We start from the raw sequence: 25,242 nt of genomic DNA, 5'->3' as shown, positions 1-25,242 counted from the left end.
TTCCATTAGATGAGGTCCGCCGCGGCCAGCAAGGCACGCGCGGCGTCTCCTAGTTTGAGGTTGCGATCCATCGCCATGCGCCTCAGCAGTTCATAGGCATCGTTTTCGGAGAGTCCGCGACGTTGCATCAGCACGCCTTTGGCGCGATCGATGTCGCGCCGGTCGGCGAGCCGTGTCTTGGTGTCTTCGAGTTCCCGCTTCAGGGCCTGATGTTCGTGAAAGCGGGCGATGGCCACGTCGATCACCGATTTCAGGCGCGAGGCGGACATGCCATCGACGACATAGGCGGACACCCCCGCCCGCATCGCACGGCGGATGGTCTCGGCGTCGCTGTTGGCGGCGAACAGCACGATGGGGCGCGGCCGGTCGCGTGCGATCTGGCCGAGCGATTCGAGCGTGTCGCGGCTGGGTGCATCGACGTCGATCAGCACCACGTCCGGTTGATGCCGGTTGACCGCGGTCAGCAGATCACTGCTGGTCGCGAGTTCGGCGACGACCTCATTGCCACTACCGACCAGCGCTTCGCGCAGCAGCTTCAGTCGGTCGTGGTCGTCATCCACGAGCATTACGCGCATAGGTTTGTTGGCTGGCTCAAAGGCGGGCGTGGAGTCATTCCCGTCGGGGCGCTGCAAGGTTTGTGCCCTTGGGTGGGGCATTGCGCCATTGGCTGAACTATCTTGGTGCCGCAGCGCCTTGGACGCTCGCGTGCGCACGGCGATGCCGCCGTGGCGCTTGAGTGTGGGGGCCGTCATCGTCAATTCCCTGATTGATGAGTTCCGCGACTCGTCCATGCGCTGGATGCGCCGGACGCAACGGGGTGGCAACACCAGTCGGAGCCCGCGCCCGGACCAAGAAAAAAACCCCGCCAGCGAACCGGCGGGGGAAGGGGGGCGCAACGCTAGACTGGGTCAGTCGATGGACGAAAGCCGTGGGCGCTTACCGCACCACCACGGTTCCCGTCATCGACGGGTGAATCGAGCAGGCATAGCTGTATTCGCCGGAATCGCTGAAGGTGCGGCTGTAGGTCGCACCTTCGCGCAGGCGGTCGCTACCCTGGTCGCTGAACGTGACGAAGTGGTTGGAGCCATCCTCGTTGGTCCAGGTCACGGTGGTGCCGGGGACGACCGCGAGGGCCTCCGGAGAGAACGCGAAGTCGGCGATGGTGACCGCAGCCGTACCGCTGGCTGCGGCCGGAGCGGCCTTCTTCGGTGCGGCGGCCATCGGCGCCGGGCTGCTGGACATGGCCATGCCGCCGCTGGAGCGCAAGATTTCCAGTTCCACGCGGCGGTTCTCGGCGCGACCATCCTCGCTGTCGTTGGAGGTCATCGGACGTGATTCACCGTAGCCGACACTGGTCATGCGGCTCGCCGCGATGCCCTTGGAGATCAGATAGGCGCGTACCGATTTGGCGCGGCGGTCGGACAGGCCCTGGTTATAGCTGTCGGAACCCATGGAATCGGTATGACCGGCGATCTCCACCTCGATGTCGGAGCGCTTCTTGAGAGCGGCTGCGACGTCGTCGAGGATGGTCTTGGCATTGATCGTCAGGCTGTCCTTGTCGAAGTCGAAATTCACACCACGCAAGACGATCTTGTCGCCGACATCGCAGCCGGACATGGTGCCGGCTTCACATACGGGCGGCGGCGGGGGAGGCGGTGCCGGCGCGGGTGCCGGCTTGGGGGGCGCAGGTGGCGGCGCCGGGGTGGTGTAGATCGGCTTGCGCAGACCGGAGGTCGGTGAGGGCCCGTAGGAACAGGCACCCAGTGCAAGTAAGGACGTCGCTACCATTGCGACCAGTATCGGGTGATTCTTAGACATGTTGTCGGACTCCCTGCAGTCTCGTTTGTAACGGTTGATATCCGGACTCGCTGCCCGTGTGATTGCGGTGAAATGAACACCGGTGTTGAGCTTGGAAAGATGGGGCTGCGGCGCCTGGCGCGAGCCGGCCGGCACTTTTGTCGCGGGCATGATCGACGCGGTGCCACCCAGGGGGCTGAGCGCCTCGTTGGCGCGCCGCCAGCCGGCCGGATCGAGCGTATGTCGCGGAGCCAGCGCTCCCCCTGAGCCATTCATGCAATTCCCTTTGCCGAGGCCATCCCTGTCGCGAATGCAGAAATCTGCCTTTCGCGAAGCCAAAAAAAATCCACCGCCGCTCCAGATGGAGCGAGGTGGACGTCATTATCCGTTTCGATGTGGACCTTCGTTGGTCCAGGCCGGGCGCAGCATGCGACGGTGCGCCACGGTCCGGATTGCTGACGCAATCGCTGTGCCATCTGTTCGACCTGGCGTCGTCGTCCGCTTGAATGTTTTACTTATTCGTAATGAAAACAAATCATTAGTCCGGGTCTTTGGGAAGTGGCGGTTTGGCCCGAACAGTTCATGCGAGGCGAAATCCCCTATGCGGTGCGGTGCATCGACGGTTTGCTGTGCTCTTATTGAGTACGCCCGCGGCACCAATCCTGTGCCGTCGCCGGCTGCTTGGTGTCGATGGGCGCGTCGCACCTGCGCCAGTGGCGCGTGGCACGATGGTTGCTGCACTTTAAGTTACGAGCGAAGCATCATCGTTTGCGCACCGGAGCGTCAGACGAATCATCACTTTCGATTGAAGACGCTTTGGGCGAAGGTGATACCGGACAACGACGTCCGCTTGCGCAGCAATGCGCTTGCGGGCGTTTTTTTTGCAAGTTTTACGAGCGGTCCACATCCGTAAAACGGCAGGGAGGCAAGACGGTGGGGCAGGCAGTCGAGTCCTTGGCAGGGAACCTGAGCAAACGCCTTGCTCGTGCATTCGCGTACTTCAGGCTGCGGGCCCTGATGGCGCCGCCGTTGCTGCTGGGCTGCGCGCTGGCTCATGCGGTATCGCCGACCGCTGAGCTTGATGTGGCACGCGCCGCCGCGATCCAGCAGGCCCTGCAGGTGGACGCCGAAGCCTGGCATGCCGAACGGCCTGGTGCTGCATCCGCGGCGACCACACTCTATGTCGGCATTGCCGATACCGAGTTGCTGTTGCGCAAGGTCGAGGTTCGCATTGATGAAGCGCCGGCCCGCATCCATGACTTCAGCCTCGATCAGTCTCGCGCCCTGCGCCGCGGCGGTTTGTTTGCGCTCATGGTGCATGACGCGGACGCTGCACCGCACCGAATTCGTGCGCGCTTCGTGTCGCGGACCATGGATGTCCGCGGCAAGCCGATTTTCGCGCAACTCGACGAAACGCTGGACTTTCCGGCGGGACGCAACGCGCTGGTGCTCGAGCAGCAGCCTGCCGGAACCTTCGGCGGGCCTCGACTCAGTTGGGTCCGGTCAGCGGTGCCAGCGGGTTTGCCCGGCGGTAGCGATCCAAGACTGCTCGCGGTCGATGTGGATTTCGCGGCGGCGGACTATGTTTCGGCCGCCAGCCGCCTGCTTCGCGCCGAGGCGCTGGCTGGCGCGGGTGCGGCACCCATGCCCGAATTTTCTCAACGACTGGATGCCAGCCTGCGCGGCCTCGGTGTGAAGCCCGGCAGTGCGTCCGATGGCGCCGCGATCAGTGTTGACTACTCAAGATTCAACACCGCTGTCGAGGCGATCAACGCCGGGCAGGCCGCGACCGGAATCGCCATTCTGCAATCCATGGGCAGCACCAAGCTTGCAGATTCGGACAGTGCCGCGCTGGCCCTGCGAGACCGGGCCAATCTGCTGCTCGGTGCGCAATCCCTGGCGAGCGGAGATGGCATGGCCGCCATCGAAGCCTACAAGCGGGTGCGCAGCCCAGGGCCTTATTCCACTGCCGCCCTGCTCGGGCTTGGCTGGGCTTATCTGCAGCCGGCCGGCAGTGGCGGTGACGCCGCAGAGGCTGCCGATGTGCCTGGCAGCGGAGCGATGCCCTGGCTCGGTGGGCGCGACCCCCAGTTGGCCGCGCTACGTCGTGAGCAGCCGTTCCGCTACTACACCTCCACCGCATCGGCACGGCGCGCCGATGACCTGAATCGCGCGCTGGTGCCCTGGGCCGAACTGGTCGGGCGCGATCCGCTGGATCCGGCCGTGCAGGAAGGCATGCTTGCCGTACCGTATGCCATGGATCATCTGGGATCGCGGCAGCAGGCTGTGCAACGCTATGAGCGCGCGATCGAATTGCTGGAACTGAGCTACCGCAGGCTCGGTGCGGCCGTCGATGATGTCGCGCACGGCGGTCTGGCGGCGACCGTGCGCGGATTCGATGCCGGCCCGAGTCGGGGATGGGCCTGGTGGCTGGTCGAGTTGCCGGACGCGCATTGGTGGTTGCAGTCCGACGATGAAGCCTCGCCGATGTTTTACGTCGCTTACCTGCTCGAATCCGAACCGGTGCGTGACGCGATTCGCAAACTGCGCAGCCTCGACGATCTCGACCGTCTGCTGGCCGCCCGTGCCGCGAGCCTGCGCGAATCGGAACAAGCCAGCGGCGCGTTGCCGGCACGTATAGATGCCACGCGTGCACGTTTGCGAGTGGTCGGTGAGCGACAGGCCCGTGAAATGGAGGCACTGGCGTCGGCGCAATTGCAGGAACTTCGCAAGCAGACCGAGCGCTACCTGGTCGAGGCGCATTTTGCGCTGGCGCGCCTGTACGACCGGCCGCCTGTGGACCTGGCGATGTCCACGCCGCGAGTGCAGCGATGAGCATGCCGTTCCGTCCGGTGATGACGCTCGTGAATCCGCTCGCGCTGAATGTGACGCTTGTTTCGTCGCTGCTGCTTTGCTTGTCGGCTTGCGGCTCGGTATCTGCCATTCGCAACGTGGACGCGCCGACCGTCGCCACGGTGGCCGATGCCAATGGCCGCACCAGCGATGGCTGGTTCGTGGTGCGAACCACCAGTACCTTGCGCGTCGACGCGGCCAGCGAGGTCGAGCCCGACCCGCAGCAGGCCATCGCCAACTACGACCGACTGTTGCAACTCGATGCGCCGCCAAGGCTGCGCGCCGAGGCGCTGCGCCGTTCCGCCGATCTGCGTCTGCAAGGCTTCGAAAGCGGTGAGGGCGACACGGCGGACCTGCAGGCGGCGGCCGACCGCTACCAGACGCTGCTTGCCGAGTTCCCCGAGGATCGTCTTGCCGATCGTGCGCTGTATCAGCTGGCTCGCGCCTACGAGCTGCTCGGCAACGATGATGGATCGATCGAGGCCCTGCAGCAGCTTGGGCGACGCTATCCGGATTCGGTACGGGTCGCGGATGCCCGTTTTCGCGCTGCCGAAAAGCTCTATCTCGAACGCCGTTACGACGAAGCGACCGAGCAATACGCGGCGGCCATCGAACTTGGTGACGACGCGCCGTACGCCGACTACGCGCGCTACAAGCATGGCTGGGCGCTGTACAAGCAGGCGCGCTACAGCGAAGCCCTGCCGGAATTCATCGCCCTGCTCGACCGCGCCTTGCCAGACGACGGGGAATTCGATTCCAGCAATGGCCTGTTCGATCGTGTCGAAAGCGGGCGTGCCGACATGGCGCGGGATGCGCTGCGCGTGACCGGTCTGTGCTTCGCGGCGCTCGGCGGTGGCACGGCCATCAACGACTATCTGAGCGCTCAGGACTCGGAGCCTCGCTTCACACCGGCGCTGTACGCCGCGCTCGGCGAACAGCTGCTCGACAGGCGTCGCTATACCGACGCCGCCGAGACCTACACCGCGTTCATCGATACTCACCCGCGGCACCGCTTGGCGCCCGAATTCCAGGCGCAGGCCGTTGCCGCCTATCAGGCCGGTGGCTTCCGCGAATTGCTGATGGCGTCCAAGCGTGACTATGTGGAAGCCTTCGCGCCGGGTGCCGACTACTGGCAAGACAATGCACCCAGCGAAACGGTGCTCGCCACCGTGCGCGAGGATCTGGATCAACTTGCCAGCGAATCCCACGCCCGCGCGCAGACCCTGCCGCAAGGCACGGACGAAACGGTTCGTCGAGCGGCCTTCGCCGAGGCTTCGGGCTGGTACGAGAAGGCGCTGACCTGGTTCCCGGACGATGCGCACGCCGCCGCGACGCGCCTGCTCTACGCGGACAGCCTGCTCGAAGCCGGACACACCGCGCAGGCAGCCGGACAGTATTCGCGGTTGATGCGCGACGCGCCGAACGGCGAACATGCGCCGGAGGCCGGACTCGCCGCTGCGCAGGCCTGGCAGCAACTGGCCCGTGAGGTGCCTTCGACGCGGCGCGCCGAAGCCCTGAAGGCTTCGATCGCCGCCAGTCTGGAATGGGCGGATCGCTATCCCGAACATCCGGAGCTGGCGCGCGTGCTGACACGGGCCGCCGAGGACCGTTTTGAGCTCAAGGACTACGAGGGCGCCATCGAGCTGTCGCAGCGCGTGCTGGCGCTGAGCGCACCGGCATCGCTGCAGGCCACGGCGTTGGGTGTGCGCGGTGATGCGGAGTTCACGCTGGAGCGCTACGCCGATGCCGAGGCAAGCTATACGCGCCTGCTGGCGACTGGCGCAAACGAAACCACCGATCAGCAGATCGAACAGCTGGCAGCCGCGGTCTACAAGCAAGGCGAGATGGCGCGCGATGCCGAGGACCTGCGTGCCGCCGCCGAAGCCTTCGCCCGGGTCGGACGTGTTGCGCCGACGGCGAGCATCCGTGCCGCAGCGGACTACGACGCGGCGATGGCCAATGTCGGTCTCGAAGACTGGCCGCTGGCCGAGCAGCAGATGGAAGCGTTCCGGCGGCGTCACATCGAGCATGCGCTGCTGCCGGACGTCGACAAGAAACTCGCGTTCGCCTATCAGCAGGACGACAAGCTGGCTGCAGCCGCCGAGGTCTATGCTCGCATCGCGCAGCGGAACAGCGAGGCTCCATCGGTGCGTCGCGAGGCGGCTTGGCTGTCGGCGGAGCTGGCCGAGCAGGGCGGACGCGCGGATCGCGCCGAAGCGGCCTACGAACGCTATGTCGAGCAGTATCCGCAACCCTTGCTGGCCGCCTTGCAGGCGCGTCAGCGCCTCGCCGACCTGGCGCTGCAGGAAAGCGGTAACGGTTCGCGCCACGTGCACTGGCTCGACGAAATCCTCAGCAACGAGTCCGCGGGCGGCCGGCAGCGTAGCGACGAGACCCATCTGATCGCGGCGCGTGCCGCCTTGAAGCTGGGTCGGCTCGATTCCGCCAATGCCCGTTCGGTGAGTTTGCGTGCCCCCATCGAGAAAAGCCTCGACCGGCGCAAGCTCGCGACGGAAAAGGCGATCGCCACCCTGTCGCGGGCATCTTCATTCGGTTTTGCCGAGGTCAGCACCGCAGCCACCTACGAAATCGCGAACGTCTATCGCGATTTCGGCAAGGCGCTGATCGAGTCCGAGCGGCCGCGCGGACTCGATGCACTGGCGCAGGAACAATACGAGTTGCTGCTCGAAGAGCAGGCCTATCCCTTCGAGGAAAAGGCGATCGCCGCCTATGAAGTCAATCTGCAGCGCCTGCGTGAAGGGCTCTGGGATGAATGGATACGGCGCAGCTCGCATGCGCTGGGTGAAATCGTGCCGGCGCGCTATGGCAAGCAGGAACAACGGGACATGCGCTATGAATCCCTACTCTAGAAATCTGACTTTGGCCCTGCTCGCCATTCTGGCGGCGGGTTGTACCACCACTGCGCCCCGCGCCTCGCGCGCCCCGGTGGGCGCGGAGATGGCGAGCGCGCAAGTCGCTCATGATGACGCGGCGGACGAACGATTCCGCGCAGCGCTGCAGATGATGCGCACGCGGCCGGATACCGCGCGCGAGGAACTGCTGGCGCTGTCGCGCGAATATCCCAGCTTCTCGGGCCCGCTGACCAATCTTGGGATTCTGTACGCCAGTGGTCGCCAGCGTGGCGACGCCGTGGCGAGCTTCTCGCAGGCCGTGTCCGCCAACCCCAACAATGCCGTGGCCTTGAACTGGCTGGGTACCCTGTACCGCGAGACTGGCGACTTCGGGCGCGCCGAGGCGGCCTATCTGAAGGCGCTGGAGGTGCAGCCGAATTACGCCGCCGCGCATCTGAATCTGGCCATTCTGTATGAGCTTGCGCTGGGACGTCCGCAGCAGGCTCTGGAGCACTACCGGGACTACCGGGATCAGGCCGACGATCCGCGTCTGATCGTCAGTGCCTGGATCAAGGAGCTCGAAACCAAGGGCGTGCCATCGCCGGCCACGTCGGTCGCCAGCGCGCAGATGACGCCATGAATGCACGGATCAGCACGCACCGCGCAATGATCCTGGCCGCGCTGCTGATGGCCGGCACGGTCCACGCGCGGCCCGAAGGAAAGGACAGCAGCCAGTCGCAAGCGGCGGAGGAACCAACGGTGGGTCCGGCCGCTGGTTTGGGTGCGACCATCGTCGGTGACCAAGACGCCGCGCTGGGCCTGTTCATCGTGCCTTGGAAGGAAGAGCGGCCGGACGATCTGGACCATCCGCCTCGCATCATCGTCTCCACGCCAACGGCGATCTCGGCCGACAGTTTCGAGCGTGATGCGGAATACGAAGACAGCCGTACCGCGTATCGGCGTGCACGGCTGGAGCGCACGCGCTGAGGCAATGAGCGCGTTGCCGATCGGTACGGAAGGCGACGCTCCAACAACTGAAGCGGTGTTGCACCGATTCGGGGTGCAGCGCACTGGCACGGGGCCAGATCGGGTATCGCAATCGGGTATCGCAGCCAGACCGAATCCCACAGCAGTGTGAATTTTGCGCTTCAGTCGATGACGACAATGTGTCGATGAATTTGGTGATGTCTGGAAATAACCGTAAAAACAATGACGTACAGGCAGTCTGGCGAGAATTTACCCATGAATGGCACGCCGATTGCTTAGTTAGACCTGTCTGCGACACGTAGTCGTACGACACCAAACAAACCGGGCAAAGAAGCTCGGTTGAACGGATATCGACGTCCACCTGTTGGCTTTGCTGCCAGCAAGTGGACGTTTTTTTTTGCCCGCAATCAGCCGGTCCATACCGAGCGATGGCGGAGTTTTCAGGGCTACAGCGTGAAATCCACAAAAGGAGTTGAGGACATGAAAGGGGTCAGAGGGAGCAAACTGCGTCTACTTCAATGCGCGGCGATTTTGGGCGCCACCGTCTGCAGCAACGCGGCATGGGCGGATTGGTATAACGATGGCAAGGTGTTTCTCACCGGCGGCGTGTTCACCATTGATGGTGCTGGCGGCGGCGGTGCCGTGCCCTGGGCCACCATTACAGGCTACGAAACCCGCGATGGCATCAACGGCGGTGTGGGCTTCACCTATGTGAAGCTGCCGAACTACGACATCAACTTCTTCGGGGGATCGATTGGCTTTTTCGATCGCTTCGAGCTGTCGATCGTCGACGCGAAGCTTGTGACCGACGACCTTACGACGGTGGATGTCGCGGCACTCGCTCTTGACGGTCTGCTCGGCGCCGACAATGGGCTGAATCCGAACGGTTCGACGATCCACATGACGACCTATGGCGCAAAGCTGCGATTGTTCGGTGACGCCGTCTACACCTCGGACAGCTGGATCCCGCAGACGTCGATTGGTTTCCTCTACAAGGAAAACAAGGACCCGGCATTTGTTGAAGGCACGCTCGGCGCTGCCGAAACGGAAGACTGGGAAGCCTACGCCGCGTTCACCAAGGTGTTCTTCCGCTACAGCACGCTCGTGAACGTTACGGCGCGTTATACCTCGGCAAACCAGACCGGTCTGACGGGGTTTGGTGTGTGCCACGACGCTCTCAGGAGAGATTGTGAAAATGAAAAGGAAGTCCGTGCCGAGGTGTCGGTGGCTCATCTGTTGCAGAAGAATTTCGCCATCGGTTTCGAGTACACGATGCACGGCGACAATCTTGACAATCGCGGCGTCGATGTTCTGGGCTTGACGACCTCGGTGCTGGACGACCTGCTTCCCGGTATCCAAGACGCCTTGATGCAGAAGGAAGAAAGCGACTGGTGGGATTTCTTCTTCGCTTATGCGCCGAGCAAGAACTATTCGATCACGATGGCTTACCTGATGCTTGGCAATATCGCCGTCGCCGAGGACCAGAACGGCTTTTACCTGTCGCTGCACGCGACGTTCTAGGTAAACCCGATACACGGCGGTGCCGCCAGGGCACCGCTCTTTCAACGAGAGTCACAAGGCTAGTCAAAGGCTAGTCAATGGAGGTTGTCATGAAACGGACCAGCAAGATTTTCACCGCCCTGTTCGGTGCCACGCTGTTTTTTGCCTCGGCGCAAACAACGATCGCAGCCGAGCAGCCCACCAATCCCATCCTCGGTGTCGAATCCGACAGTCTTGCCAAGTTCGGCGGGCGTGAAGGTGTGCACAACTGGGTTGAGAGCCTGTTTTATTACATCATGCTCGATAACCGGATCAATCACATTTTCAAGGAGTTCGGTAACGTCGAGCGTCAGGTGTTCCTCAACACCCAGCTGGAAACGATGGTTCTGGGCGGCCCGAACGAGTACCAGGGCGCCAGCATGAGCGCGGCGCACGCCGACCTCGGCATCACCATGACCGAGTTCAATGCGGTTGTGGAGGCGGCCTACAACGCCTGTGAACGCAACGTGATCGCCTATCACACCTGTAACCAGTTGATCAATGCCTTGGCGCCGTTTACCAAAGACATCGTCACGCGTTAGGCGTTGTTGTTGATCCTCGAAGGTAGTGGATCAGCTTGCGACACGTCGGGGGCGGAGCGCTGGGTCTGCACAAACGAGTGTGCAGCCCGCCGCTTCGCCTTCTTCAATGTGTAGTGAAGCCGGTCGGCGACATCCGGGATGGCCGGGTTCGTCGTCGGTCATGTCTTCAAAATATTTCGACTGAGCCGCCGAATTTATCAAGACTAATGAATAAATACTCCCCAAACCAAAAGAATGTGCCGGTACAGCGCATCACCGCCTGCTTGCGGATCGGCGGGTTGGACCTGATGCGCCGTCATGCACAATCGATGTTCGTCGCCACCGCTGTCGGTTTGTTGTTGTTGAGCTTCGGCATGGGCTCGGCGCAGGCGGTCGACAGCTGCACGCCGCCGGTCTGCATCACTTTCCAGACGCCCGAGGCCTTCATCGGTGAGGCCTTTGCCGGGAGTCGCCCGGTCGCGGGCGTACTCAATCTCGATGGAGCAGCGGCCTCGCGCGTCCAGGCCGTCTACGGTCGCGCATTTCCGCAGTCGCGCGTGCGTTACTGGACCAATGGTGCGCGTACCGCGTGGGTATTCGACGATCTCGGCAAGGAAGGCTATCAGCCCACCACCGCCGCATTCGCTGTGGAGAATGGTGCGATCGTCGCGGCCCGCGTGATCTACTACCGTGAGTCACGCGGCGAGCAGGTCGGTGAAGGCTATTTCCTGCAGCAGCTGACCGGCGCGCATGCCAATGGCGGGGGACTCGACCAATCGGTCGACAACATCGCCGGAGCGACCTATTCGGTTGAAATGATGAAACGAATGGCGCGAACTGCAATCGAGTTCGACGCGCTCACGCGGTAGACGGTCATGAGTGAGCAGAACTTGACGGTCACTGAAAATACGGCGATCGGTCCCGGCTTCACCGCGAGGATGCGGCGCTGGCGCACTCAGGTCGTGACGGTTTCGGTGTCGCGGTCCAGCAGTGCCACGCGCAAGCCCAACCTGACGATGACGCTGCGCACCTGGCACAAGCGTGCGGGCCTGTTTGCCTTCATTTTCATGGGCTGGCTCGGCGCCAGCGGCTTTCTGATCAATCAGAGCGCGGACTGGGGCTACGACACGGTGCGCATCGACTGGCCGTGGGTGATGTCGTTGTACAGCCTCAAGCCCTCGCCGCCGCGTTCCGGTTTCGCGACCGGTGGGCACTGGATCGCGGCGACGCCGGAGAGCACCGTTATGGACGGCAAGGCGCTTTCCGACCATGTTGCCAATCCGGTGGGCTTCGCGGTCGGCGGTACGCCGGAATCGCCGCTGATGTTCGTCGCCGGCAGCGACAAGCTGCTGCTGTACACGCCCGACGGCGGCCGCGTCGACGAGCTCAGCGGATACCTGCTGCCGGTCGAGGAAATCCGCCGTCTCGGTCGCGTTGAAGGCAGTGATCAGATCGCGATCCAGGATCTGGATGTCTACGCGACCGTGGATGGCCTGGACTGGGAACCCTTGCCCGAAGGCCGGCGCGTGCAGTGGTCGTCAGCGACGGCGCTGGACGCCGAGCAGCGTGCCGCGATGGAGCCGTATTCGCGACCGACCGTCTCTCTGGAGCACGTGTTGGTGGACGCGCACAGCGGGCGCCTGTTCGGGCGATTCGGTGCCTATGTGATCAATGCCGTCGGGATTGCCGCAATGCTGCTGTCGATCAGCGGCGTGTGGATGATGTGGCGTACCAGCAAGCGACGACGATAGCACTCAACCGGGGCGGCGAGGTCTTTCTGGAGGGAAAGGCTAGGCCGGGCAACGAGCACTCCATCAAAATGGGGGACATCAGGCCGGCCGCGCGGCGGCCAGCGGCACACGTCGCCCGTCTTTGCCGCGGACGCCGACGCCGCGGTTGCGGATCTTGCGGTGCTGCGAGCCGCCGAGTTCGTCGATATCCCGCAGCAGCGTCTGCACGGCCTGCGCGCGGCCGTCGCCGGCATGCATGCTGGTGTTCGACTGGTAGTAGTCGTACTGGGCCAGGAAGCGGTCGATGTCGCTCGGTGTCAGCGTGCCGAGTTCGGCACGCATGCCGACACCCATGCGTTCGATCATGTAGGCGTTGAGCCGCTGTTCGAAAGCCTGCTCCGGCAGTGCCAGAAACGGCTTGCCGAAATGGATCGCCTCGCCGATCAACTGGTTGCCGGCGGTCGACAGGACCGCGCGGCAATGCGCCAGGTCATGCACGAACCATTCGTTGGACGGCGCGCGGAAGTCGAGATTCTCGACCTGGCCGCGCAGCGGAGTCCCGTAGACCACGACCGGCATGTCGAGCAGGCGCAGCGCGCGGTCGATATGCGGCAGGTACTGATGGTCGCCCTTGTTGAAGTAGGCCAGCAGGTAGTCGCCATTTTGGGGCTTGATGCGCTTGATCTCGTCGCGCAGCATCGGTCCGACGATGCTGGTGTTCGGATACGCCGGCTCGGCCGGATAGAAGCTCGACAGCAGGATGCGTTCCGGTACGCCCATGAGCTGGCGGTAGCCCCAGGCATCGCGCATGCCGCTGAGCCACAGGTCGGCCGGGAAATGCGGCTTGCAGTAGGCGATGATGCCGATGTGGTCGAAGCTGATGCGCGGCAGGCCCAGGCGCCGCGCGGCGCGATGCGTCCAGGCTTCCGAATCCGAGATCACCAGGTCGATGCCGCGACTCTTGATCTCGCGATCGACGCAGTCACTGCCGTGCCCACGCCATAAAAGATCGGCCATCGGCGCGAGATTGCGTGCCATGCTGCGCGGCAGAGAGTGCGATCCGCGCGAGTTGTAGACGTAACCGATCGTCGGTATTCGCACTGTGGGAAACAGTGGCGCCAGCACGTCGTAGGCGTCGCCGCCGGCGAACACGGTGATTTCATGCTGCTTCATCAAGCTCGGCAACACACTCATGGTGCGCATGGCGTGGCCGCGCCCGTAGCCCATCACTCCATATGCGATTCGCATGGCATTTCCCCTACTTTGTCATCGGCCACGCTACGGGCGCGCCTTGATCGGGATATGACAGAGCAATGACCATTCGGTGACATCGAGCCAAAGTGCACAAAAACCGATTGGACTCATCCGGTAGACAGCGCTGCGCTGACATAATCAGCCACTGCCCGGATACCTGGGCGCAGCAAGACGAGTGGTATGCCAAGAACCAAGACGCTGACGATCCGACGTGCGGAACCGACCGATATCGGTGCGATCCACAAGCTCATCGAAAAGGCCTACCGCGGGGAAGACGGCTATTCCCTGGATCAATTGCGCGGACAGGTCAATCATTTCCCTGAAGGCCATCTGGTGGCGGAATTCGACGGCAACATCGTCGGCTACTGCGCCACCTTGATCATTTCGGCGAAGCGCGCGCTGGGACGTCATACCTGGCATCAGATCACCGGAGGTGGCTACGGCAGCACGCACGATCCGGACGGCGACTACCTCTACGGCTACGAGGTCTGCACCGACCCGGACCTTCGCGGGCGCAGGCTCGGCGAGCGGCTCTACCAGGCGCGGCGCAAGCTGTGCGTGGACTTCGGGTTGGACGGTATCGTCTTCGGCGGCCGGATTCCCGGCTACGGGCGACGCCAGCGCCAGTTCGAATCGCCGGATGCCTACTGCGAAGCCGTGCACAAGCAGACCGTGCGCGATCCGGTGATGACCTTCCAACTACGCCAGGGCTTCGAGTACCTCGGCGTGCTGCACGACTACATCCCCTCGGACCGCGACTCGCGCGGCCACGCCACCCACATGCTGTGGCGCAATCCGGCCGCGCGGCGCGATCACACACGGGCCTTCAGTGCACCCGATCGCGGGCCGTCGACGGTGCGCATCGCTGCCGTCCAGTATTTCCAGCGACAGATTCCGTCCTTCGACGAATTCGCGCGCGTGGTGCGCTACTTCGTCGATACCGTGGCCGACTACAAGTGCGACTTCGTCGTGTTTCCCGAGTACTTCGCATTCCAGCTGCTGTCGATCGAGAACGAAGCGATGAAGCCGCGCGAGGCCATCCTCAAGCTGGCCGACTACAACGAGCGCCTGGAAGCCCTCTTCCAGGATCTGGCGATTCGCTACAACGTCAACATCATCGCCGGCTCGCATCCGCAGCTCGAAGCCGATGGCCGGCTGTTGAACGTGGCGCACGTGTTCCTGCGTGATGGCTCGGTGCACGAGCAGCCCAAGATTCATCCGACACCGGCCGAGCGCTATTGGTGGCAGATCGAGGGCGGCGATTATGTGCGCGCCATCGAAACCGACTGTGGGCCGATCGGCGTGCTGGTCTGCTACGACGCGGAGTTTCCAGAGTTGACGCGGCATCTCGTCAACCAGGGTGTCAACATCCTGTTCGTGCCGTTTTCCACCGAGGAACGCTCAGGCTATCTGCGTGTGCGCTACTGCGCCCAGGCGCGCGCGGTCGAAAACCAGATCTACGTGGCCGCCGCCGGCAACGTCGGTAACCTGCCGCGCGTGCACAACATGGACATTCACTACGCGCAGAGCTGCATCCTGACGCCCTGCGATTTCCCATTCGCGCGCGATGGCGTGGCGGCCGACACCACGCCCAACGTGGAAATGATCGCCTTTGCCGATGTCGACCTTTCGGCCCTGGCCACGGCCCGGGTGCACGGCACGGTCCGCAACCTCAAGGATCGACGGCACGACCTGTACTCGGTGGTGTGGCGCGGGCCGTCGGCGCCGTGAATCGCGTGGTGCCGGCCCTGGGCGCCGCCCTGCTGCTGTCTGAGGCGACCGAGCGCCTGGGTCTGAGTACCCTTCGCCGCGCAGCTGCTGTTCGTGCTTGCCCTGCTCTGTCTGTTCCGGTGGACGCCGGGCGCGGGCCGGTAGAATCGCGCGATGCGATTTGACGACGACGACATCACCCCTCTCCTCGAAGGCCTCAACGATGCCCAGCGCGAGGCTGTCACCGCGCCGCCGGAGCACCGATTGGTGCTGGCCGGTGCCGGCTCCGGCAAGACCCGCGTGCTGGTGCACCGCGTCGCCTGGTTGATCTCGGTCGAGAACGTCTCGCCGCATTCGGTGTTGGCGGTCACCTTCACCAACAAGGCCGCCGCCGAGATGCGGCATCGTCTGGAACTGCTGCTGGACATGCCGGTACGCGCGCTGTGGGTCGGTACCTTCCACGGCATCGCGCACCGCATGCTGCGCCTGCATCACAAGGAAGCGCGCCTGCACCAGAACTTCCAGATCATGGATGCCGATGACCAGCTGCGCTTCATCAAACGCGTGTTGCGGGGGCTCGACCTTCCGGAGGATCGCTGGCCGCCGAAGACCGTCACCGGCTGGATCAACGCGCAGAAGGAGGAGGCTCGGCGCCCCGAGGATTTCGACGATCGTGGCGATTTCTCGCAGCGCCAGCTGGTGCGCATCTACAGCGCCTACCACAATGCCTGCGAGCAGGCCGGGCTGGTCGATTTCGCCGAACTGCTGCTGCGCGCCTTCGAGCTGTGCCGCGACGATCCCGCTATCCGCCAGCACTACCGCAACCGCTTTCGCCACATTCTGGTCGACGAGTTCCAGGACACCAACACCCTGCAGTACAAATGGCTGCGTGTACTCGCGGGCGATTCGGGGAAGTTGTTCGTGGTGGGTGATGACGATCAGTGTCTCGCGGCCGGTACGCCGGTCACGCTCGCGGACGGATCGCGCGTGCCGATCGAGCGAATCCGGGCCGGGGATCGCGTGGTGTCCGGCTACGGTAGCGGAGAGGTGCGCGCGGCGGTCGTCACCGAGACCTTGTCACGCGGACGCCGCCGGGGGCTCGTTGAAATCCGCACGGCTGGGGGGCGGCGTTTGCTCAGTACTCCCGAACATACCCATTTTGCGCGCTATGTTCTGGGCGAGACGCCGCAACTCTACTTCACCTACCTGATGTACAAGCGCGGTGTCGGATTCCGGATCGGCACTTCGCAGTCCTACACGCGCGGCATTGCCAGACCGAAGCTCGGCGTCGAGCAGCGCCGCCTTCAGGAGCACGCCGATGCGGCCTGGATACTCGCGGCACACAGCTCGGAGTCTGCCGCCCGTGCCGACGAAGTGATCATGGGCCTGCGCTACGCCATCCCGATGCTGCCGTTCGTGGCTCGTACCGGGAAGTCGACGAATGGACTGGTCCACGATCAAGCGGCGATTGCACGCGTATTCGCGTCGCTCGACACCGAGTCGGGCGGACGACGCCTGCTCGACGACCTCGGCCTGGACTGGACGCAGCCACATCATTGTCCGCAGTCCCGTGATTCGAATCGACGTAACGTCGTCGTGACCTTGTGCGGGGGGCGTCGCGGGGCCTCGCCGATGCACAGGATTTCCATCGTCGGCAATGACGAGGCGGGGCGCGAAGTCTTACAGCGGCTCGGCCTGTCGGTGCGCGAGGCGAAAAAGGGTTCGCGAAGCTGGCGCTTCGAAATCTGCCGCAAGGATTTCGGTGAAGTGATGACGATTGCCGAACGCGCCTGCAAGAGTCTCGATGCTCAAATGATCCTGTCGGCGCGTCTGGGCCGACGTTCCTTGCGCTTCGTGCGTGCCGCCAGCCTGCGTCCCGGAATGGCGCTGGTCACGGAGGAGGGTGCGTTCGATACCGTCGAGTCGATTTCGCGCTGTGACGAGGCGCTGCCGGTTTACGACCTCAACATCGAAAAGACCCACAATTTCGCGGCCGGGGGGCTGCTGACGCACAACTCCGTGTACAGCTGGCGAGGCGCGCGGGTCGAGAACATCGTCAAGTTCACGCGCGACTTTCCGGGCAACGAAGTGGTACGTCTGGAACAGAACTACCGCTCCAGCGGCACCATCCTCAAGGCTGCCAATGGCCTGATCGCGCGCAATTCCGAGCGCATGGGCAAGCAGCTCTGGACCGATGCCGGCGATGGCGAATCGATCCAGCTGTACGCGGCGTTCAACGATCTCGACGAATGCGATTTCGTCGTCAGCCGAATTCGCGAAGCGCACGAGCGCGGCACGCCCTTGCAGGACATGGCGATTCTGTACCGCTCCAACGCCCAGTCGCGTGTACTCGAAGAGGGCCTGATCCGGGCGCGGCTGGCCTATCGCATCTACGGCGGCCTGCGCTTCTTCGAACGCATGGAAATTCGCGACGCGCTGGCCTATCTGCGCCTGATCGGCAATCGCGATGACGATCCGGCCTTCGAGCGCGTGGTCAACACGCCCACGCGCGGCATCGGCAACACCACCATGGAACGCCTGCGCGCGGTTGCGCGCGAACAGGGCGTGTCGCTGTGGAATGCCGCGAAAACCGGCGCTTCGGCGCTGGGCCGTTCGGCCGGCAAGGTGGCCCTGTTTCAGGATCTGGTGGACCGCCTCGCGCGTGAGGCGGACGATCAGGCGCTGGGTGTGGTGATGGACCGCGTGATCGAACAGAGCGGCTTGCGCGAGCATTACAAGAAGGAAAAGGGCGAGCAGGCCGAGGCGCGTCTGGAGAACCTCGACGAACTGGTCACCGCCGCGCGCAGTTTCGAGGACAGCGCCGAGGACGATCTACCGCCGATGACCTCGTTCCTGACGCACGCCGCGCTGGAAGCCGGCGAGCGCCAGGCCGGCGAGGGCGAGGACTGCGTGCAGCTGATGACCCTGCACGCCGCCAAGGGTCTCGAATTTCCGACGGTGTTCATGGTCGGCCTGGAAGAAGGCCTGTTCCCGCATGTGCGCGCCGTGCAGGAAGGCAATATCGAGGAGGAACGCCGCCTGTGCTACGTCGGCATCACCCGTTCTTGCCGGCAGCTTTACCTGTCCTATGCGGAACTGCGGCGCCTGCACGGCCAGGAGCAGGTGTGCATGCCCTCGCGCTTTGTGCGAGAGATCCCCGCAGAATGCGTACTGGAAACGAGACCGCGCAGCGGTACCTCGCGCCCGGCTTTCGCGCCGCGCAGCGCCGGGCTCGGCAGCCGCTTCGCTGGAGAGCCGCCGCGCAATGGCTTGAAGCTGGGCGCACACGTGCGTCATCCGCGATTCGGCGAAGGCGTGATCACCGCCTTCGACGGCGAAGGTGATCGTGGCCGGGTCGAGGTCTCGTTCCGGGATGTCGGCAGCAAATGGCTGATTCTGAGCCTGGCCAAGCTGGAGGCGGTCTGAGGCGATGGCCTGGATGCTGCTCGCGGCGGCATTTGCCGCCGGGCTGATCGCCTGGCCGTTTCTGCACAAGGCGCGTGAACAGCGCCGCCTGCGGGCCTTGCAGGCGCGGCCGATCGAACCGGCCCGCTGGGCGATGCTGCGCGCGGCGCTGCCGGTACTCGATCGCCTGAGCCCGGAGCTGCGCGCGCTCTACGAGCTGCGCCTCAAGGAATTCCTGGCCTACAAGCGTTACTACGGCTGCGACGGGCTGGAGGTCAGCGAAGACATGCGCTGGCTGATCGCCGCGCAGGCCTGTCTGCTGGTGCTGCGGCCGGAGTCCGGAACCTTCCCCTCACTGCGTTCGGTGCTGGTGTATCCGTCGGTTTTCGAGGTGCCGCCGATGCCGGCCCCGGTGGAGTTCGGCGAGTTCGAATTGGTGGACGACGAAGCCGACGAACGTATCGGAGAGTCCCACGACAGCGGTCGTGTGATTCTGTCCTGGGCCGATGTGGAAGCGGCGCTGGACGGTGATCCGGTCAATGTCGTCGTCCACGAATTCGCGCATCAGCTCGATGCAAGTGATGCCGGCGCGCCGCAGCTGAGCGACTACACGCGCTGGAGTGCCGTCATGCAGGCCGAGTACGACCGCCTGCACGAGCAGGCTTCACCGGTGCTCGACGACTACGGGCTCGAAGGGCCGGGCGAATTCTTCGCGGTCGCGAGCGAGGCTTACTTCCAGCAAGGTGCCGCCTTGAAGCGCTGTCACGCCTCCCTGTACGAACTGCTGCGCGGCTTCTACCGGATCGACACGGCGTAGCGGATTCCGTTCAGGCGCTCGCCGAATCCAGCAGGCTGATCGCCTCGGCATCGAGTTCCACCTGCGTCGCCTTGACCAGCGATTCGAAGTGCTCCGGTTTTGTCGCACTGGCGATCGGTGCCGTCACCGTCGGTCGTTGCAGCAGCCAGGCGATTGCGACGGTCGCCGGGCTCAGGCCGAGCCGCTCTGAGACCTGGTCCAGTGCCTGCAGGATGGCGACGCCGCGATCGGTCATCTTCGAGGCCACCATGCCGGCGCGGGCCTGTCCTTCGAGATCCTCGGGCTTGCGGTACTTGCCGGTGAGAAAGCCGGAGGCCAGCGCAAAGAACGGCAGCACGGCCAGGCCTTCCTGCGCGCACAGTTCGGCCAGGCCACCCTCGTAGTCCGCGCGGTCATAGAGGTTGTACAGCGGCTGCAGCGACTCGAAGCGCATCAGGTGGTGCTTGCGGCTGGCGCCCAGGGCCTGCGAGAGTTCGTCCGCCGAATAGTTCGAGGCGCCGAGCGCGCGCACCTTGCCGGCGCGCACCAGGCGGTCGAACGCATCCATGGTTTCCTCGATCGGCGTTGCCGGGTCCGGCGCATGTGCCTGATAGAGATCGATGTAGTCGGTCTGCAAACGCTTCAGCGAGGCTTCGACGGCCTGCTCGATGTACCTGGCGCTCAGGCCCGAGCGGCCTTCGCCCATGCTTTTGCCGCACTTGGTGGCGAGCACGATGCGATCGCGCTTGCCGCTTTGCGCGATCCAATTGCCGAGCACCGTTTCCGATTCGCCGCCAACGTGGCCGGGAACCCAGCTCGAATACATGTCCGCGCTGTCGACGAGGTTGAAGCCGGCGTCGACGAAGGCGTCGAGCATCGCGAAGGAAGCCTTTTCGTCCAGCGTCCAGCCGAACACATTGCCACCGAAAGCCAGCGGTGCAACCTGAATGCCGGAGCGGCCGATCTCGCGCATCTGCATGGTCGATCTCCTGAAGTGCGGTCCGATGTCAATCTATCAGCATGCGGGTGCGGCCTGAAGCGATACTGACGGAGCGCCACGGATTCACGCTTGGCTCGGCAGCAGCGCGAGCACGCTGTCCGGCTTGTCACCGTCGCGTACCCAGTCGCGCATCGCCAGCAGGTCGGGCTGCAGATAGCGGTCCTGGTCCACGTAGGCGACGCGGCCGCGTACATCCTCGAACACCGCTTCGACCGCTTCGGTCGAACGCAGCGGCCGGTGCAGTTCCAGCCCCTGGCAGGCCGCCATTGCCTCGATGCCCACGACCTGGGCGACGTTGCCGGCCAGCGTCAGCGAGCGACGCGCGCCGTGCGTGGCCATCGACACATGATCCTCCTGGCTGGCGGAGGTCGGGATCGTATCCACGCTCGCCGGGTGCGCCATCATCTTGCACTCCGAGACCAGCGCGGCGGCAGTGACCTGCGCGATCATGAAACCGGAATTGAGCCCGCCCTGGGTCACCAGAAAGGCCGGCAGGCCGCCGTTGAGCGAGGGATCGCACAGCATCGCCGTGCGCCGTTCCGAGATCGAACCGATTTCGGTGGCGGCGAACGCCAGGATGTCGGCCGCGAACGCGATCGGTTCGGCGTGAAAGTTGCCGCCCGAGATCACCTCGTCGGTGTCGGCGAACACCAGTGGATTGTCGGACGCGGCATTGGCCTCGATCTGCAGGACCGCGGCGACCTGACGCAGCTGGTCGAGAATCGCGCCCATCACCTGCGGCTGGCAGCGAATGCAGTAGGGGTCCTGTACACGCGAGCAGTTGATGTGGGATTCGACGATGGTGCTGCCTGCGATCAGGCCGTGCAGCACCCGCGCCACCTCGATCTGTCCGGACTGCCCGCGCGCGGCATGAATACGCGGATCGAAAGGCTTGATCGAGCCCTGGATCGCTTCCAGCGACAGTGCGCCGGCCAGCAGTCCGGCGCCGAAGACATCCTCGCTTTCGAACAGCGCCGCCAGCGCCAGCGCGGTCGACACCTGGGTGCCGTTGAGCAAGGCCAGACCTTCCTTGGAGGCGAGTTCGATCGGCGCCAGGCCAGCGGCGGCCAGGCCTTCCGACGCTGGACGCTGCTGGCCGCTGATACGCACTTCACCCACACCCAACAGCGCCGCGGCGAGATGCGCCAGCGGCGCAAGATCGCCCGAGGCACCGACCGAACCCTGCGAAGGGATGATCGGCAGCACGTCGTGGCGGTACAGCCTCAGCAGGGCCTCGACGACGTCCGGTCGGACACCGGAGCAGCCGCGCGACAGCGACACGATCTTGGTGACGAGAATCAGGCGTACCAAGGCGTCCGGCAGTGCCGGCCCCACGCCGACGCTGTGCGAGAGCACCAGATTGCGTTGCAGTTCGGCCAGTCGCGCGGTTTCGATCGAGGTCTGCGCCAGTCGGCCGAAACCGGTGTTGATGCCGTAGACGGTGCGGCCGGAGGCGACGATGCGGTCCACGGTTTCGCGCGACGCGCGGATTGGCGCCCAGGCCGAGTCGGCCAGACGCAGCGGCGGTGCCTCGCGGTAGATGCGGCGCAGCTGGGCCAGGGAGACCTGTCCGGGAACCAGGGTTTCTAATGATGTCATAGGTGCGCGTCAGAGATAGAGAGCTGGGATCAGACCCAAGCCTGCAGATTGCCATCGACCAGCCGCCACAGATACCAGCTGGCGATCGAACGATACGGCGCCCAGGTCTCGCTCAGCGCCAGGGTTTCGGCGTCGCCGAGTTTTTCACCGGCGTGATAGATGTGGTTGATCGCGCGGCGCAGGCCGACATCGCCCATCGAGAAGATGTCGAGTCGATCGAAGGCGAAGATCAGCACCATTTCCGCAGTCCAGCGTCCGATACCGGGCAGGGCGTCGAGCACCTCGATCGCCGACTCGTCGTCGAGTGTCGCCAGTTTCGGGAACGACAGGCGACGGCTGGCGCGCGCCTCGGACAAGGCATGCAGCCAGCGTGCCTTGGCGTTCGACAGGCCGCAGGCGCGCAGGTCCTCCGGTGTCAGCGCCAGCAGTGTTCGCGGCGTGAGCTTGCCGCACACGCCGGCACGGACTTCCACGCGCGCCTGAATGGTGTCGGCGGCGCGCACAGAAAGCTGCTGCGAGATGATCGATGTGGCGATCACGTGAAACGGATCGCGCCGCCGCGCGCCGAGCGTGCAGGGGCCGTGGCTCGCGATCAGGCGCTTCATGTGCGGATCGACGCGCTTGAGGTAGCGCTCCGCTTTGCTGATGACGGCGGGTTCGATCATGCGCGTAACGCTGGGGGTGGAACGCGTAGAATGCCGGAACCATTCGAAAACGGCTCCACCCGGACGCAGCCATGCTCGAGAACTTCTTCTTCACGATGCGCAGCGCAGGCCTCAAGCCCTCGTTGCCCGAATACCTGACATTGCTCGAAGCCTTGTCCAAGCACGTCGCGATCTACAGCATCGACGACTTCTACTTCCTGTCGCGCGCGACCCTGATCAAGGACGAATCGCAATACGATCGTTTCGATCAGGCCTTCGCCGCGTACTTCAAGGGCGTGCAGACCCTGGGCGATGAAGTGTTCGGCGCGGACATTCCGGAGGAATGGCTGCGGCGCATGGCCGAGAAGCACCTGTCGCCCGAGGAGATGGCGCAGATCCAGGCGCTCGGCGGGCTCGACAAGCTCATGGAAACGCTGCGTCAACGCATGGAGGAGCAGAAAGAGCAGCACCACGGCGGCAACAAGTGGATCGGCACCGGTGGCACTTCGCCATTCGGGCACAGCGGCTACAACCCCGAGGGGGTGCGCATCGGCGGCGAATCCGGGCACAAGCGCGCGGTCAAGGTCTGGGAGAAGCGCGAGTTTCGCAACCTCGACGATTCAGTCGAACTTGGCACGCGCAACATCAAGGTGGCACTGCGCCGTCTGCGCCGTTTCGCACGCGAGGGCGCTCAGGACATCCTGGATGTCGATGACACCATCCGCAGCACCGCCAAGAACGCAGGCTATCTCGATCTGAAGATGGTCGCCGAACGCCGCAACGCGGTGAAGGTGCTGCTGTTCCTGGACGTGGGCGGTTCGATGGACCCGCACGTGCGCGCCTGCGAGGAACTGTTCTCGGCCTGCAAGACCGAGTTCAAGCACCTGGAGTACTACTACTTCCACAATTTCATCTACGAATCGGTGTGGAAGGACAATCGCCGCCGTCAGTCCGAGCGCATTCCGCTGTACGACGTGCTGCACCGCTATACCCCGGACTACAAGGTGATCTTCGTTGGAGACGCCACCATGAGTCCCTACGAGATCGCGCAACCGGGCGGCTCGGTCGAGCACTGGAACGAGGAGGCCGGCGCCACCTGGATGCGGCGACTGATGCAGACCTTCCCGCAACTGGTCTGGCTCAACCCCGAGCCGGAACGTTTCTGGGACCAAACGCCGTCGCTGCGGATGACGCAGGAGGTGATCGGTGCCGACCGCATGTTCCCGCTGACGCTGGACGGCCTCGATCGCGGCATGCGGCGACTGATGCACTGAGGCTGCGGTTCGGTGTTCGTCGCTTCGCGACCGAGCCATGAGCGCAGCGAGCCGATAGAATACATTGGGCCGAGGGTCCGGCAGGCATCCAAAGAACGACAAACGACAGAGGAGAGCGACGATGGGTACATCGGTGATGGCGGTATTGCTGTTTACGGCATGGACGCTGGTGGTGGTGGCGATCGTGCTGCTGTGGCGCGGCTTCGAGATCGCGCGAGGGGTCCCGGCCAATTCCTGGGGACGTGGCGCCGAACGCGACCGTCCCGGGCTGGTCAAACGCGCAGAGCACGCGCACATCAACTGTCTCGAAAACCTGCCGGTGTTCGCCGCAATCGTGATGGCGGCGGTGTTCAGCGACAAGAGCGCCGTGACCGATGGTGTGGCGATGTGGGTGGTCTACGCCCGCGTGCTGCAAAGCGTGATGCATCTCATTGGCGTCTCGCAATGGCTGGTACTGCTACGCGCGACTTTCTACTTTGTACAGGTGGCGCTGTTTGTCTACATGATCGTGGGACTGCTCTAGCTTGCGAATTCGTCGCCTGATCAAACGCTGGTTGCTGCTGGGTTTTGCGGTCTTCGTGCTGCTGGTACTGCTATCCAATCGCTGGGTCATCAACAGTACCGATGCCTATGTGTTCGAGGACTGGTCGCTGATCCCGGCCAACGAGGTCGGCATCGTTCTTGGCACCAGCGCCTACACCAAGAGCGGCGCGTTGTCGGCGGACTTCCGCGGGCGCATCGACGCGGCGGCGCAGCTCTATGAACTGGGCAAGGTGCGGCATCTGGTGGTGTCAGGCGCCAATCCGGATTCGACCTACAACGAGCCACGTCGAATGTGGCAGGAACTGGTCAAGAAGGGCGTGCCGGCGAGTGCGATCACCATGGACTTCGCCGGTTATCGCACGCTGGATTCGGTGAGCCGCGCCAAGGCGGTGTTTGGACTCGAGCGCTTCACGCTGGTCACGCAGAAGTACCACACCTACCGAGCGGTCTTCATCGGCCGCAAGATGGGTCTGGACGCAATCGCCTATGTGGCGCCCGGTACCGAATTCCGACATCCCGCGCGCGAGGTGTTCGCGCGCGTCAAGGCGGTGCTGGACCTGTTCCTGCTGCGGACCACGCCGAAGTTCCTGGGCGAGCCGGTTGATATCGAACTGGAACGTGAGTCCGCGGAGCCTCAGGTGACCTGACCGACAATGCCCAGTTGCGCCGCAATGCGTGCGGCTTCGGCATGCGAGGAAATCGAAAGTTTGGCGTAGATGTGCTTGTTAAACCAAAAAG

Annotated in this window: 20 protein-coding genes; 14 read left to right on the top strand and 6 right to left on the bottom strand. The window is 64.0% G+C overall.

The features are described from left to right. Nucleotides 1-5: 5 nt before the first annotated feature. Both RM530_RS06615 and RM530_RS06610 read right to left on the bottom strand, forming a co-directional pair. Complete coding sequence (locus tag RM530_RS06615) at nt 6-575, bottom strand: ANTAR domain-containing response regulator (RefSeq protein ID WP_311364432.1); 570 nt, start codon at nt 573-575, stop codon at nt 6-8. Between the two features lie 361 nt (nt 576-936). Then, the gene (locus RM530_RS06610; protein WP_311364431.1) at nt 937-1,818 is read right to left on the bottom strand and encodes an OmpA family protein; all 882 of its coding nucleotides are present in this window, start codon (nt 1,816-1,818) and stop codon (nt 937-939) included. 912 nt (nt 1,819-2,730) lie between these two features. Between RM530_RS06610 and RM530_RS06605 the strand changes: the two genes are divergently transcribed. The 8 genes from RM530_RS06605 (at nt 2,731) to RM530_RS06570 (ending at nt 12,300) form a co-directional block, all read left to right on the top strand. Beyond that, nucleotides 2,731-4,632, top strand: a complete 1,902-nt coding sequence (locus tag RM530_RS06605) for a hypothetical protein (RefSeq protein ID WP_311364430.1) — start codon at nt 2,731-2,733, stop codon at nt 4,630-4,632. Next, nucleotides 4,629-7,520 (top strand): tetratricopeptide repeat protein, encoded by a 2,892-nt coding sequence (locus RM530_RS06600; protein ID WP_311364429.1) that lies wholly within the window; start codon nt 4,629-4,631, stop codon nt 7,518-7,520. Before RM530_RS06605 ends, RM530_RS06600 begins: the two co-directional genes overlap by 4 nt. 10 nt (nt 7,521-7,530) lie before the next feature. Continuing rightward, nucleotides 7,531-8,142 carry a tetratricopeptide repeat protein gene (locus tag RM530_RS06595; RefSeq protein ID WP_311364428.1) on the top strand — a complete coding sequence of 204 codons (612 nt, stop codon included), beginning with the start codon at nt 7,531-7,533 and terminating at the stop codon, nt 8,140-8,142. Beyond that, nucleotides 8,139-8,489, top strand: a complete 351-nt coding sequence (locus RM530_RS06590) for a hypothetical protein (protein ID WP_311364427.1) — start codon at nt 8,139-8,141, stop codon at nt 8,487-8,489. The genes RM530_RS06595 and RM530_RS06590 overlap by 4 nt, the downstream gene beginning before the upstream one ends. Nucleotides 8,490-8,969: 480 nt before the next feature. Further along, nucleotides 8,970-10,010, top strand: a complete 1,041-nt coding sequence (locus tag RM530_RS06585; protein ID WP_311364426.1) for a DUF3034 family protein — start codon at nt 8,970-8,972, stop codon at nt 10,008-10,010. 89 nt (nt 10,011-10,099) lie between these two features. Continuing rightward, nucleotides 10,100-10,570: a group I truncated hemoglobin gene (locus tag RM530_RS06580; protein WP_311364425.1), complete on the top strand. Its 471-nt coding sequence runs from the start codon at nt 10,100-10,102 to the stop codon at nt 10,568-10,570. Nucleotides 10,571-10,683: 113 nt separating this feature from the next. Continuing rightward, nucleotides 10,684-11,418 carry an FMN-binding protein gene (locus RM530_RS06575; protein ID WP_311364424.1) on the top strand — a complete coding sequence of 245 codons (735 nt, stop codon included), beginning with the start codon at nt 10,684-10,686 and terminating at the stop codon, nt 11,416-11,418. A gap of 6 nt (nt 11,419-11,424) precedes the next feature. Next, nucleotides 11,425-12,300, top strand: coding sequence for a PepSY domain-containing protein (locus tag RM530_RS06570; protein WP_311364423.1), 876 nt, complete (start codon nt 11,425-11,427; stop codon nt 12,298-12,300). Between the two features lie 78 nt (nt 12,301-12,378). Here the strand turns inward: RM530_RS06570 and RM530_RS06565 are convergent, their stop codons facing one another. Beyond that, a complete protein-coding gene (locus RM530_RS06565) occupies nt 12,379-13,527 on the bottom strand; it encodes a glycosyltransferase family protein (protein WP_311364422.1) in 1,149 nt (382 codons plus the stop codon). A 186-nt stretch (nt 13,528-13,713) separates the two neighbouring features. Between RM530_RS06565 and RM530_RS06560 the strand changes: the two genes are divergently transcribed. The 3 genes from RM530_RS06560 to RM530_RS06550 all read left to right on the top strand — a co-directional run bounded on the left by RM530_RS06560 (nt 13,714) and on the right by RM530_RS06550 (nt 19,465). Next, entirely contained in the window at nt 13,714-15,264 is a 1,551-nt protein-coding gene (locus RM530_RS06560) for a GNAT family N-acetyltransferase (protein ID WP_311364421.1), read from the top strand. 153 nt (nt 15,265-15,417) lie between these two features. Further along, nucleotides 15,418-18,669, top strand: coding sequence for a UvrD-helicase domain-containing protein (locus RM530_RS06555; RefSeq protein WP_311364420.1), 3,252 nt, complete (start codon nt 15,418-15,420; stop codon nt 18,667-18,669). A gap of 4 nt (nt 18,670-18,673) precedes the next feature. Beyond that, nucleotides 18,674-19,465, top strand: a complete 792-nt coding sequence (locus RM530_RS06550; protein WP_311364419.1) for a M90 family metallopeptidase — start codon at nt 18,674-18,676, stop codon at nt 19,463-19,465. A 10-nt stretch (nt 19,466-19,475) separates the two neighbouring features. Here RM530_RS06550 and RM530_RS06545 read toward each other — a convergent pair whose 3' ends face one another. The 3 genes from RM530_RS06545 to RM530_RS06535 all read right to left on the bottom strand — a co-directional run bounded on the left by RM530_RS06545 (nt 19,476) and on the right by RM530_RS06535 (nt 22,708). Continuing rightward, on the bottom strand, nt 19,476-20,423 hold the full coding sequence (locus RM530_RS06545) for an aldo/keto reductase (RefSeq protein WP_311364418.1): 948 nt from the start codon (nt 20,421-20,423) through the stop codon (nt 19,476-19,478). An 84-nt stretch (nt 20,424-20,507) separates the two neighbouring features. Beyond that, nucleotides 20,508-22,043, bottom strand: coding sequence for a histidine ammonia-lyase (hutH, locus tag RM530_RS06540; protein ID WP_311364417.1), 1,536 nt, complete (start codon nt 22,041-22,043; stop codon nt 20,508-20,510). A gap of 29 nt (nt 22,044-22,072) precedes the next feature. Beyond that, complete coding sequence (locus RM530_RS06535; protein WP_311364416.1) at nt 22,073-22,708, bottom strand: DNA-3-methyladenine glycosylase family protein; 636 nt, start codon at nt 22,706-22,708, stop codon at nt 22,073-22,075. A gap of 71 nt (nt 22,709-22,779) precedes the next feature. On the opposite strand from RM530_RS06535, the gene RM530_RS06530 reads away from it, so the two are divergent. From RM530_RS06530 to RM530_RS06520, 3 genes are all read left to right on the top strand, one after another. Beyond that, nucleotides 22,780-23,961, top strand: a complete 1,182-nt coding sequence (locus RM530_RS06530) for a vWA domain-containing protein (protein WP_311364415.1) — start codon at nt 22,780-22,782, stop codon at nt 23,959-23,961. A gap of 121 nt (nt 23,962-24,082) precedes the next feature. Further along, nucleotides 24,083-24,484 carry an MAPEG family protein gene (locus tag RM530_RS06525; protein WP_311364414.1) on the top strand — a complete coding sequence of 134 codons (402 nt, stop codon included), beginning with the start codon at nt 24,083-24,085 and terminating at the stop codon, nt 24,482-24,484. Between the two features lies 1 nt (nt 24,485). After that, the gene (locus RM530_RS06520) at nt 24,486-25,151 is read left to right on the top strand and encodes a SanA/YdcF family protein (protein ID WP_311364413.1); all 666 of its coding nucleotides are present in this window, start codon (nt 24,486-24,488) and stop codon (nt 25,149-25,151) included. The last annotated feature ends 91 nt before the right edge of the window (nt 25,152-25,242 follow it).

It is taken from the genome of Banduia mediterranea (assembly GCF_031846245.1).
Lineage (GTDB): Bacteria > Pseudomonadota > Gammaproteobacteria > Nevskiales > Nevskiaceae > Banduia > Banduia mediterranea.
Note: the sequence above shows the minus strand (reverse complement) of the source record. Positions and strands in the feature narration are given on the sequence as shown.